The 11,894-nt window shown below is 51.2% G+C and carries 10 protein-coding genes; 9 read left to right on the forward strand and 1 reads right to left on the reverse strand.

The features are described 5' to 3' along the window. The 4 genes from IT781_RS04815 to haoB all read left to right on the forward strand — a co-directional run bounded on the left by IT781_RS04815 (nucleotide 1) and on the right by haoB (nucleotide 4,276). Entirely contained in the window at nucleotides 1-1,005 is a 1,005-nt protein-coding gene (locus IT781_RS04815; protein WP_194969003.1) for a hypothetical protein, read from the forward strand. Nucleotides 1,006-1,076: 71 nt separating this feature from the next. Further along, on the forward strand, nucleotides 1,077-1,355 hold the full coding sequence (locus tag IT781_RS04820; RefSeq protein WP_194969004.1) for a hypothetical protein: 279 nt from the start codon (nucleotides 1,077-1,079) through the stop codon (nucleotides 1,353-1,355). Between the two features lie 222 nt (nucleotides 1,356-1,577). Further along, the gene (locus IT781_RS04825) at nucleotides 1,578-3,272 is read left to right on the forward strand and encodes a multiheme c-type cytochrome (protein ID WP_194969005.1); all 1,695 of its coding nucleotides are present in this window, start codon (nucleotides 1,578-1,580) and stop codon (nucleotides 3,270-3,272) included. Between the two features lie 29 nt (nucleotides 3,273-3,301). Continuing rightward, nucleotides 3,302-4,276, forward strand: a complete 975-nt coding sequence (haoB, locus tag IT781_RS04830) for a hydroxylamine oxidation protein HaoB (RefSeq protein WP_228778931.1) — start codon at nucleotides 3,302-3,304, stop codon at nucleotides 4,274-4,276. Nucleotides 4,277-4,632: 356 nt separating this feature from the next. Here the strand turns inward: haoB and IT781_RS04835 are convergent, their stop codons facing one another. Further along, a complete protein-coding gene (locus IT781_RS04835) occupies nucleotides 4,633-5,043 on the reverse strand; it encodes a hypothetical protein (protein ID WP_194969007.1) in 411 nt (136 codons plus the stop codon). Between the two features lie 405 nt (nucleotides 5,044-5,448). Between IT781_RS04835 and IT781_RS04840 the strand changes: the two genes are divergently transcribed. The 5 genes from IT781_RS04840 to IT781_RS04865 all read left to right on the forward strand — a co-directional run bounded on the left by IT781_RS04840 (nucleotide 5,449) and on the right by IT781_RS04865 (nucleotide 11,802). Continuing rightward, nucleotides 5,449-7,056: a hypothetical protein gene (locus IT781_RS04840; RefSeq protein ID WP_194969008.1), complete on the forward strand. Its 1,608-nt coding sequence runs from the start codon at nucleotides 5,449-5,451 to the stop codon at nucleotides 7,054-7,056. Between the two features lie 344 nt (nucleotides 7,057-7,400). After that, entirely contained in the window at nucleotides 7,401-7,985 is a 585-nt protein-coding gene (locus IT781_RS04845; protein WP_194969009.1) for a hypothetical protein, read from the forward strand. A 732-nt stretch (nucleotides 7,986-8,717) separates the two neighbouring features. Continuing rightward, complete coding sequence (locus IT781_RS04855) at nucleotides 8,718-9,296, forward strand: hypothetical protein (RefSeq protein ID WP_194969010.1); 579 nt, start codon at nucleotides 8,718-8,720, stop codon at nucleotides 9,294-9,296. After that, nucleotides 9,289-10,776: a M64 family metallopeptidase gene (locus tag IT781_RS04860; protein WP_194969011.1), complete on the forward strand. Its 1,488-nt coding sequence runs from the start codon at nucleotides 9,289-9,291 to the stop codon at nucleotides 10,774-10,776. Before IT781_RS04855 ends, IT781_RS04860 begins: the two co-directional genes overlap by 8 nt. Before the next feature lie 468 nt (nucleotides 10,777-11,244). After that, the gene (locus tag IT781_RS04865) at nucleotides 11,245-11,802 is read left to right on the forward strand and encodes a DUF1353 domain-containing protein (RefSeq protein WP_194969012.1); all 558 of its coding nucleotides are present in this window, start codon (nucleotides 11,245-11,247) and stop codon (nucleotides 11,800-11,802) included. Nucleotides 11,803-11,894 lie beyond the last annotated feature (92 nt).

Here is an 11,894-nt window from a genome sequence, read left to right on the forward strand (position 1 = left end):
ATGAATTCTCTCGCGCATACTTTTAATTTCAGAAAATACAGCCTGACACTGATCGTACCTCTCACCATTGCCATATTGACGTTGTGGGGCGTGGAATGGTATTTCGAGCCGCTCGATGGCGATCTGACCAGAGTAGGGCATCTGCCGGAAAAGGATTTTGGCTGGAATGAGTCTCAACCGCTTATTGCTCAAGACCAGCTAAAGAGCGATGCGTTGACTGACTCGGACGTGTTTGTAATTGGCGATTCCTTTTCCGAACAGCTGCTTTGGCAAACCCGGCTGCTGCCAAAGCATTTAAAACACAGCTTCATCCATTGGGACCAATTCAAGCCCTGCGAGAATATCGGCGACGCCTTGCGCCAGGCCGGGTTCAAAGGCCGCTATGTCGTGCTTGAAAGCCTTGAGCGTTATTTTCAGCAACGTATGAATGCTATTTGCAAAAACAATGGCGGCATTAAAGTCAAAGTCCACAGCAAGCCTTCACCGCTCATAACGCGCACGCACTCGCTGATGACATCGATAAAAAGCCCAACGGGCGGTGAATGGACGCTCAAAGCTCTGATCAACAAGATCAAGTTCACTTATCTGGAGAGGCCTGGCGATTTTATCGTTTTCAATAACGCACGGCTCGTCGCTATGGATGGCTGCGGCTTGTTTTCCCACCAATTATGCAACTATGGTTTGTTTTTCAATGGCGACTTCGATAAACCCGCGTTTGACTCAATAAACAATGTCCTGGCTATCAATAACAACCTGCTTAAAGCGGGTATTCAGCCTGTCTGGCTTGTTGTGCCGGATAAATCCACGGTTTATTTGAATAAACGCGTATCAACCCCTATCTGGGATGCCTTGGCCCGGTATCCGGCATTATCAGCCCCGAACTTAGCCGATCTGTTTATACAGCAGAGCAAACTGGTCAAGGATTTCTATAAGCCCAACGACACGCATTTGAGCGTCAACGGTTATCTGTATCTCGGCGATCTCGTGGCGGACCGGCTGCAGTAGCAAGGCTTGAGCGGAAGAAGGCAATTTGGTACTGTGGCGCTATCATCAACGTCAACTTATGGAATTTCATTATGGCAGGCACAGTTACCGCTTTACTCATCACTTACTGGTTTTACAGGAGCGCCGAAGCGACCGGCAAAAATCCCTTATCCTCGGCCGGACTGGGCTTCCTGTCCTTCCTGATTCCCTGCGTTGTCTGGACCTTCGCCGTAACGCCGGGACTGCGCGATGCGGTCGAACACAACCCGGGCACCCTCTCAGGCCTATTTGTCAATTATGCCTATATCGTCGTAGGCGCGGCTTGCGCCGCTTGGGTCAAACACATGCATTTCAAGCAGGCCGAGTCGTAAAGTCTCGCTGTCAAACTGGATAACATATCATTCCCACGTTCCGGCGTGGGAGCCCCAAATTGGAAGCCGCTCGCCGTTTACGATTAACAGGCCAGTCAATTGGCGCTAAACAATTTGGCAGCGCTAGAGCCCCTCATAATATTTGTTTGATTATGCCCCGTATTGCGTTAGACTTTAGTTTCGAATCGATACAATAATTAAAGCCGGTCTTAGAGGTGCATTATGAAACGCAAGCTACTGGATTTGCTGAGTATGTTGTTATTCAGCTTAATAGGACTCAGCTGGATCGGGGTTGCCAGCGCGAACCAACCCGATTTTGAACAGCTCAAGAAGAATTACTATGACGCTCACCCGGGCAAAGGATCACATGCCGACTATTGGGAGCCGATTCCCATCCAGAAATACTGGAACGCCAAGGACTTTTACAAGCCGCCCAAAACCGTGCAAGGCGAGTTCGGCCGCGATGACTGCGTAGGCTGCCATCAAGCCACCAGCCCAGGCGCCTTTCATGCCTGGAAAAACAGCGTCCACAGCGACCTGGCTGCAATTCGTAATCTGCCGGACAGCGACGTGCGCGCCTACAAGAAGCAAAAACTGGCCGAAGTGGAAGCCAATCTGGTGAAGCAGGGCCTCCTTGAAGAAGGCCAGCAACTCGATCAGGTCGGTTGTATCGATTGTCATGGCGGCGTCGGCAAGGAAACCGTCAACCACGCCGAGAATCTGGTGATGCCGGACCGCGCCGCCTGCGGCTCGTGCCATCTGGATGAATTCGCCGAAGCGGAATCGGAAAAAGATCAGGAATGGCCGCAGAAGCAATGGGGCAAAGGCCATCCTTCCCATGCGGTCGACTGGGAGGCGAACGTCGAAACCCCCATCTGGGCGGCCATGCCGCAGCGGGAAGTGGCGCAAGGCTGCGACATGTGCCACTACCAGCAGAACAAATGCGACGGCTGCCATACCCGCCATACCTTCTCCGTCGCCGAGGCCCGGCAGCCGGAAGCCTGCTCCACCTGCCACAACGGCGCGGACCATAACGAATTTGAGGACTTCATGCTGTCCAAGCATGGCACCCAATACCAGACACAGGGCAAAGCCAAATGGGATTTCGAAGTGCCGCTGAAAGACGCCATCGCCAAAGGCGGCTATACGGCGCCGACGTGCCAGGTCTGTCACTTTGAATACAAAGGCGAATATTCCCACAATCTGGTGCGTAAAGTGCGCTGGGCATTCAACCCGACGCCGGCCATCGCCGACAATCTCGGTCATCCGTGGTTCGAGGACCGCAAGCAGGCCTGGGTCGACACCTGCAGCCTGTGCCATTCAGCCAGCTTCGCCAAGGCCTATCTGGATGCGGCCGACAAAGGCACCCTTCAGGCCCTGGCTGTGGAGCAGGAAGCTAAGAAAGTCGTCACCAAACTTTACGAAGACGGCCTGCTGGTCGGCCAGAAAACCAACCGGCCTGCGCCCCCTGCGCCGGAAAAAGACGCACCAGGCGGATTCTTCCAGTTGTTCTGGGCGAAAGGCAACAACCCCAGCCGCGTGGAACGCATCCATGCCGATATGTGGGAACATAACCTGATCAAGCACTATAAAGGCATTTTCCACGCCAATCCGGGCGGCTTCACCTACACCGAAGGCTGGTCGGAACTCATGAAGGACTATACCAATATCATGGATGAAGACACGCGCTTGCGTGCAGCGGCCGGTAAGACAGCGCCTGCTCCGGCTTCTGCTTCGGCATCCTCTTCAGCCGATGAAAAAAGCGGCGATAACAGTCTGCTCATCAGCGGCCTGTTGCTGATCGTGTTAGGGTTGGCTGTGGCTTATATGGTTTTGAGGCCAGTCCGGACCCAAAAGCTCGAGAATGTGGAAGACCAGCCGGAAGATGTGAGCGAACAGGGCAGAGAGCAAGAGTGATGTCTCGGAAAATAAGAGAAGGACTGCTTATGGTGATCAGTATCGTACTGCTGGCGACAGGCGGCGCGATACTGTACCGGCAACTGCTGCCTTCGTCCTCCGTCAAGGCGGATGGCGCGACAAGCGGCGATCAGCTCAACGTCCGCCATGCGCCGGAACCGCAAGCCGATGCGCAGGGCCGTTTCCCTGCGCAGTCGGTCGAGCGCTATGCCTTCAGCCAGAACGGCAAGGATCTGTTCAGCCTGCTGGTGGCCCGGTATCAGGACAGCGCCGGACTGCCGCAGGGCGCGGTCCTGTTTCCGAAGGATGCGCAGGCGATTGCTTCCAGCCCGACCGGCCTGCGCCATGCCGTCTGGCAATCGGCGGCCGACGTCATTGCCCGCAAGGCACCGCAGGACGCGCTGTTCCTGAGCTGGTGGGACGACGGCCAGCGCATTCATTATCTGAGCGGCAAGGAGGCCTGGCTGCGCAAGCCGTCCGATAAAACCTTTGCCCATCCGGTCTGGAAGGGGTTGAAGGACGGCTTGCCGGCGGCATCGGATGAGGAGCGCACGCGCCTGGCCCAAATGGCCCGCTGGCTGACCATGGACAGCGAAAAAGCCCTGGCCGAAATCGCCGCGCATTTTGGCCCGTCGCAGCCCGTCTATCTGCTGGTCAACAATGATCTGCTATTGCATCTGGCCGAGCTTACCGCCTATGGCGGCGCGCCTTTATCGCTCGATTCGAAAAATATCCCGGCGGGCAATGATCTGCATGGGGATATTGCCCTGGTCAAGCGTTGGGCTAATGAGACAGGCGACGGCAATTATCTGGCGCAAAAAGAGGACAGTTATTACCGTGTCTGGTCAATGCCCGATGCGAAAGCCAAAAACACCCTGTTGGTGAGATTGCTGCCTTTTGTGGATTCGCTGAAAAAGTTGCCTGAAGGCGTCAGTCTGGTCTATCAGAGCCATTGGGGCGGATTCTTGTCCGTTTACAAAATTGAGCATCAGCCAATCCATTAAAAAGCGTAAAAGCTTTGGATCTGATGTTATAGCTGCAAATATCAATTTGACGGGATTTACGCAAGTCTGTGGCGGCGGCTTCACCTAAAGCGCCTACTGTTGATAGCCGCCCCACAGGTTTTAAAACTGCTCGTTTCGGCGGGTGAGCAGGCAAACTGCGTAAGTCCTGTTTTTGAATTAAACTGGCTGGTAGGATTCGATCCTAAGCGAATGATGGAATATTTTAAAAACGAGTGAGATGGTGTCAAAACTTTATTGCAATGATTTATTGGATAACGGGGAAGCCTAGCCTTTCGCATCCAAAGAATCTGGGGTCCAATAAAGGCTTGCAGATGGGCTCGAGTTAAATAACTGAACTACGGCGAGGGCGAGCATTCTGCATTATATTCTTCCTCGAGTACGCTGAGTTGTTCCCGATCCATCTCCAGTTCATCCTCCAATGCCTGTATTCCATTCTTGATCTCCTCGATTTGATTAGCATCTTGACTCGGCTGTTTCTGCAGCTCACCGAGATGATCCCTCTGACTATTAATTTCGCGCTCCTTCATTTCGATTTCTTGCTTCAATGATTTGATAGCTTCCGCCGTCCTCTCGCAGAAAGTTCCGGTTGCATAATCATTATCCTCGGGCGGTTGAGTAAACATGAGTAGCCCTCCATTCTGTTGATGGTGATAAGCATTACTATCTGCCCCGACATGCCGCATAACCGGCTGCTGACAACGCATCATGCGTGGCGGGCAGGCCGGATTGACGCGATGGTTAGTCATTTATAGTGAACCGAGATGGATTTCCGTTGCTTTCATAGCTATTGTTCATGTTTTCAGCTGAATTTCCATTCGCAACATTACTGTCTGGCTCAACAGGCGTTGAATCATTCATTCAGACTTTATAGGAAGAAATTGACTGTCTGCTTTTGAATGATGGCCGATCGTTTTATTAATCAGCAGTTATCGATGACTGCATGGATGGAAAATGATACTTCCATTTCCCTGCATTGGCTCCTAAGACAAATCTGATTTACAGATAAATTAATCGAAAATTACCATTTTCAAGGACTGCAAGGTTTTTGCTTTAATGCCGGAAGGATGGTTTTTGCTCCTGGAATGCAGCACTCTTCTGGCAATCCGCCATTTAAATAATTTCGCATGAAACCAAAATCAGGGAATAAAGCAATGACATTGCAATTTAATCGAAGCCTGCGCCTGGCAGCGTTGAGCTTTCTGTTGGCAGGCCCAGCCCACGCGATCAGTTACGAAGTATGGGTCAGTGATCAAACCAATAGCCAAGGGATTTCCAGGGAGAATCCTAATGGCACCCATGGCGGTTTTTTGCGGGTATTTGATGGTGAGGATCTTGATAGCGATGATAAACCAAGACACAGAGCATTGGATACCGCATGGCTGTGGCCCACTGCACTGGCCAATACAGGTTCTCATGTGGTGCGCATTCATGGCATGACGCCTTCACCCAATCACAACTATTTGGCAGTCAGTTTTGTCGCCAGTGGGCATTTGGGTCTGGTAGATGCGCGGAAACGTAGAGCAGTGGCGTTATTTCGCACCACAGCAACCAAAAACGGCGACTTGGACGGCGCCGGCAATGCCATTGATGGCTCGATCAAGAGTGGCCAGCAAAACCATTTGACACTTTGGAGTCCGGACGGCAAGTACCTGTTAATTTCCAACCAAAACGGCAAATTGCTGGAGCGGGTCAACCTTAGCTGGGACAAAGAAGGCAACATCACCAAGGCGGTGTTCGATGCCGCCGCCAGTCTTGATCTCGTCGGAGGCAACGGCCGCATCGTGACCCAGCCGGTTAGCGACAGATCTTTCAGGATAGGTTCGGTTTCGGGAACAGTGGCTGATGGCCAGTCTCCGCTAACGCCAGCAGGCGAACATAAACAAAACGCTCAAACCCGTCCTAATAACGCCGCTGTGTGCAGCGGCATTGCGGGCGACAATCACACCGCATTGATCACGCTGGCAGGAGGCGGTTTGTTTGTCGTCGATTACACCAGCACACCAATGCAAATTGTTGCCGAATACGACAAAAACACCATCAGCGCAGCGGGCTGTGGCGCTACGGAAGCCGGCGGGTTCACCTGGCTGAATGCGGGGGTGTTTAAAGCCAATGTTGCTTCGTTCGCACTCTATCGCTTGCCCACCGAATGGCCCTCGGCGCCAGAGTTCAACTCGCCTAATTCACCTGCCCCTGAAGTTGTCTACCAAGATCAAGACCACGCGCAAACCATCCCGCCCAGTAACGTCATCCAAGGCAACAACCGCGATGCACATGGTTTTGGTTTTACACTCAACCGCACTTATCTGCATCAGTTTGACCGGGTAAAAAACAATGTCGAGGTCTTTCATGTCGGTACCGGCGAACGCAATACCTACTACCTGACCACTATCGATGGCCAGGAGCCAAACGGCCAAAACGAAAGCAATGCCTGCACCACCACGCCCGGCGCCAGCTATGATCCAACCGATCCGAGCAAACGCAACCCGAGCGGTATTGCCGTGAATAATGATCCATCACCCGATTTGTTTGATCTTTCCCCGCATGGCAACCGTTTTTATGTGGCCTTGCGCGGTCCCAATCCTTTATCAATTACTCATGCCGCCGCGGGCAGCTGTCCAGGTTTGGGTATTGTCGAACTGGACGCGACTGGCGGAGGCAAACATGGCGTACTGACGCGCGTCATTCCTTTGGAATGGTTCGATTACAGCGGCGCAACTAATATCAGCGACCCGCATGCAGCAGTCGTCCGCATCAAGTAAAGCTTATTGCGCGTCATAGTCAAATTGCCCACAGGGATGTGGGTGCACACACAATGCCATTCAGTTAAGACGTGTTCCGTTCGCCCTGCTCCTTCGACTACGCTCAGGACTAGAGGCTTTGTCGAAGGGGGAGCGGAACAAGTCGTTAAGCCGTTCATGGTTCGACAAGCTCACCACGAACGGCTTAACTTAACGGCATTGGGTACACACAGGGTCTATAGCCGCCGTTAAAAAACAATCCCAATAGTTAGCCCGCTTAAATGCAGATACTTACCCAACAAATAAACTTCAGTTTCAACATGGGGCCATTGTGCTTAATCAACTTGATTCGCCTGGTTGCTTGCATGGCACTTTTGAATAGCCCAATGGCAATGGCGCATGGTGAGAATAGTACCGTTTACCGCCTGGAAGTGTCGGATGCGCTTACCGCTATCGCCGGCCCTTTTTACGCGGAAGACGCGACCAGTTTCGAAATCGACTTCGACATCGCCAATCAATCACAAACCGTCTGGAAACAGCTCAAGCTAACGATGGAACGCTGGGATGTGGCGACTGAAAAATACCTGCCGGCGGTCCACGGTGATTTACTGGATCAAACCAAAGCGGCGTTAGTAAATAAAATTGCAATCAATGGACAAACAAAGAACGCCTGGCGTGAGGTACGCGCCGACAGCCTTGATCAAGTAACCGTTATTTTTGATAACTTTACCGTTGAGCCCGGCGATGAATTCAGTGTGGAAACGCTGCATATTCATAATTTGGAAGCCAGTAACTGGCGCTTAAAGATAGAAGCTGTGGGCGATTCCTCCCCGTCTTCCTCTGATAAGCTGACATTTATTTTCTCGGTGGGCGCCGCTGCGCTTTTGCTGCTAAGCGGCGGGTTCTGGCTGCGCAGGCAAAAATGGAGGACCTGGACTCGACGTGCTTAACGGCAGCCCGGGCTCTAATCCTGTATGAATGGTGAAGCGAACGTCGCTTGTCGCATATAAAAAGCGCCGGTGAACAAGCCGAGGCAGAGATGAAAATTTTTAGGGAGTAATAACAACCCTACCTGACCACGCAAAGCGGGACGCGCCTTTATCGGCGTTTCCGCGTCACGTGAAATCGTTGCCACTGTCCAAAGAAGAGGCCAAAAAGCTTTTTTTCGCCCAGGCAAGTCGTTCGCGATGAATTGATCTGCTTAACCTTGCGCCAGATCCGCACTATGCTTGATGACATACATGAACCGGACCAGCGTCCCGCGCTCGGCGTGGTCCTTGAACCAGCCGTTCTCGGCCATGCGTATATGATCGGGCAGCAGGATCGTGTCGGGATCGCTGTCCTTATTTCTGGCTTTATCTGGAATTTTTTAATCCAGCATTCATCAAACCCAAAGCTTCCAGATAGATTGCCCGGAAGTTTAAGCATCAATGTTATCCCATTTGGAAAACGAGGACCTAGTGCCCAGTCAATCCTGAGTTGACGAATAAAAGTAAATCCGTTCGTCCTGAGCTTGTCGAAGGATGAGCGGATTTACGCACAGCCTATTGATCCGACATATTAATACTGACTGAGTACTGGATAATAACTTATCAGGCTCGTCCTGAATGAGAGGAGGTGATGTTCGATATGCCTTGCATGAAGTCTAACATTGCATTGCCTTTTTATTAAGGAGATGAGCCATGAAAAAAATATGTCATTTGAGGAATGCCGGCGTTTCGGCTGGATGCCTTGCATATCTGTCAGTGCTGGCGCGCTTTTTACAGACGATGATAGTTTCATTTCTAGTGTTGTCAATCGGTCTTGCCGAAGCGGGAGAAACCGAGATGACCCGTGTGATTGAACTCCACTTAAGTTCGACTTCCCCTTCTGTCGCCAAAGATAGTCTTTCAGCAGCCCCTCCAGCTGAAAATACAGTAACAATATTATCCCAGAAGAGTACTCAAGGCGCGCTGCCCACACAACGCAACCCGGAGCTTTCCCGGCAGCATCTCGTCGTTGTGGGACTGAATGCAAAGGGTCAAGAGACATCACGGACTGTCATGCTCGATCCCAGGATAATTCGCGCAGAGACGACTGACTCATCCGGAAAACTCATCTCTCCAGGACTTCTTTATCGGAACGATGTAACCTTTTCGGTCACAGTACCTGATGAGCCCGGCATCATTGGGTTAAAGGTTTATCAGCCACGCTGGACAGGAGCAGAATACGCCTTGGACCTCATAGGCGAAGCCAAGCTTCCGGGAGGGACCCATGATTAAGCCCATCAGCATGAAACTTTGCTTCAGCCGAATTATCCAGCAATCAGCGATTTTCGGCTTGATAATAGGGTTGCTAGGATTCTCGCCATGGGTACTTGGCGAGCCTGTAACCATCATTCGCAATAACGGCAGTTCTGCAAACAGAGTAGATTTGGTAATTTTGGGTGATGGATATACAAGTGCGGAGTTGGGGAAATACGCCACGGATGCAGAACAGGCTGTGCAGGGCTTTTTTGCACAAGAACCCTTCAAGGAATATCAAAAATATTTCAATGTGCACCGGGTGAACGTGACGAGCGCGGAATCAGGAGCGGATCATCCTGAAAACGCTCCTCCGATCAGCAAAAACACCGCTTTTGACGCGACTTATAACTGTTCGGGTATTGAGCGGCTGATTTGTGTCAATATCTCAAAAGTTCAGACAGTACTCGACAATAGTGTAGGAGCTAATCAACGGGATATGGTTCTCGTTTTGGTTAACGACACAAAATACGGAGGATCCGGAGGAAGTATCTCGGTGGCTTCTCTGAATTCCGCGGTTATCGAACTTGTCTTACACGAGGTTGGCCATAGCTTTGGACTGCTGGCGGATGAGTATGTGACCCAGCCGCCCCCTTGCAACAACACAGTGGAACCATCTGAGGCAAACGCCTCCCGCCAAACGAATAGAAATCAGATAAAATGGAACGTCGGGGGTGGTCTTCCCAACGGATGGATAGATCCTGCCACGCCGATTCCCACAACCTCGACCAGCCCGGGAGTACCCGGACTCTACCAAGGAGCTAAGTATTGTCCTGCCGGGTTATATCGACCTACCTATAACTCTAAGATGCGATCGCTTGACACTCCATTTGAGCAAATCAATGAGGAGCAGCTCGTTAAACGGGTCTACAACTGGGTTTCTCCACTGGATTCCAGCACCCCGCAGCCTTCCGGCATAACTCTCAATCTTGGAGACAATCAGGCTTTCAAGGTCACCGTACCGACACCTAATACGCACGCTTTATCAGTTACGTGGTACGTAGATAGATCGCAAGTAGCGACAGGCCTGACATTTACCTTTAATTCCGCAAGATTTGGGGCCGGCCCTCATACCCTCCAAGTCGTTGTGGACGATCCGACGCCTAAGGTAAGGAACGACCCCGCGGATGTGCTAAGGGAGGCGAGGACATGGAACATTACTGTTAATGCATCAGCGCTGAACTGCTTTGGAGTGCGCGCAACTATCGTCGGCACTAATGCCAATAACATCCTGCAGGGAACCCCCGGAAATGACATCATCGCCGGATTGGGCGGTAACGATGTTATTAACGGCAGAGGCGGTAACGATCGTATCTGCGGCGGCGCGGGCAATGATGTGCTCATAGGTCTGGATGGCAGCGACTTCCTTGACGGAGGACCCGGAATCGATGTGCTTAACGGCGGCCCAGGCACTGACGTCTGCAATAATGGTGAAGCAATCGCCGCTTGCAGCCCATAAAAAGCGCGGATGAACGAACCGGAAATGGGGCGGGAATCTCTTGGAAATAACAACCATGCCTGATCATGTGAAGTGGGATGCGCCTTGATTGGCGCATCCGGCTAACCACGTCGCGTAAAATGTAAAGGCTGACTGCGAGCCCTTTTAGCTAAAAGGGCCGATTATTCACCACGAACACAATCCATGTTACACGGTTCGTAAAACAGCTGGCTTTTGCATTCACCGTAATAATAATATTCCGGCTCCTGCATCAAAAATTGGCAAAATCTCAACGCCTATTTGTAGATTGATCGCATTTTTTGATTTTTCTTTCGATTTACTATTGTTGACCTGCTGGTAGGCCTATAATGAAGCCGAGGTACACAGCCTCCCCGACTGGCACTCTGGTGTTCGATAAGTCCACGGAAAAAATGTTAATCGTGATAGTTTGAGTATTAGAAAGAGAAAAGCAAGAAGAGGAGAATAAAAATGAAGCACGGCAAATTTTCAGGTAATCCAAAAACAGAGTGGCTTACCGATGATAATGGTACTGATAGAGATATGCGCTTGCTGGAGGATTTCTCTTACGCGGATCCTGATGGCAAACTTTGGCTAGCGCCCGAAGGATCGGTAGTAAATGGTGCGAGCATTCCTAGGCCGCTGTGGTCGTCTGTCGGAAGCCCATACACAGATGACTATCGTAGAGCATCTGTAATTCATGATGTTGCATGTGGCACGCCAGGCGTTTCAAGGAAGGAAGCGGACGTTATGTTCTTTCATGCTTGTCAGGCTGGAGGCTGCTCGGAGGCTCAAGCACGGATTTTGTATGCAGGCGTACGTATCGGAGCATGGGCTTCAAGAAGTTTGCCAGATTGGACGATTTCGAGCGAGACGCTTCTATTTAACATGCCTCTCGATGTTCCCACTCTTGAAGAAAAATTTATGCAGGGCAAACTTTCAGATATCGCGGTAGAGATGAAGGAACTTCCTGAAGGAGCATCTGTTGAGCAGCTTGATGAGGCTATTGAGCGTCATCTTCAAATCTAAATATGGACTAAAAAATAAGGTATTGTTAATTAAGTACAGTATCCAATTCACCGTTCCATTTAAGCATCAAAAGCATGACGGAATATTTCAGC

The organism is Methylobacter sp. BlB1 (genome assembly GCF_015476545.1).
GTDB lineage: Bacteria > Pseudomonadota > Gammaproteobacteria > Methylococcales > Methylomonadaceae > Methylobacter.

Coding starts and splice junctions, on each gene's coding strand:
- IT781_RS04840 (WP_194969008.1), top strand. CDS start 5,449: ATGACATTGCAATTTAATCGAAGCCTGCGCCTGGCAGCGTTGAGCTTT.
- IT781_RS04815 (WP_194969003.1), top strand. CDS start 1: ATGAATTCTCTCGCGCATACTTTTAATTTCAGAAAATACAGCCTGACA.
- IT781_RS04855 (WP_194969010.1), top strand. CDS start 8,718: ATGAAAAAAATATGTCATTTGAGGAATGCCGGCGTTTCGGCTGGATGC.
- IT781_RS04825 (WP_194969005.1), top strand. CDS start 1,578: ATGAAACGCAAGCTACTGGATTTGCTGAGTATGTTGTTATTCAGCTTA.
- IT781_RS04835 (WP_194969007.1), bottom strand. CDS start 5,043: ATGACTAACCATCGCGTCAATCCGGCCTGCCCGCCACGCATGATGCGT.
- haoB (WP_228778931.1), top strand. CDS start 3,302: ATGGTGATCAGTATCGTACTGCTGGCGACAGGCGGCGCGATACTGTAC.
- IT781_RS04820 (WP_194969004.1), top strand. CDS start 1,077: ATGGCAGGCACAGTTACCGCTTTACTCATCACTTACTGGTTTTACAGG.
- IT781_RS04865 (WP_194969012.1), top strand. CDS start 11,245: ATGAAGCACGGCAAATTTTCAGGTAATCCAAAAACAGAGTGGCTTACC.
- IT781_RS04845 (WP_194969009.1), top strand. CDS start 7,401: ATGGCACTTTTGAATAGCCCAATGGCAATGGCGCATGGTGAGAATAGT.
- IT781_RS04860 (WP_194969011.1), top strand. CDS start 9,289: ATGATTAAGCCCATCAGCATGAAACTTTGCTTCAGCCGAATTATCCAG.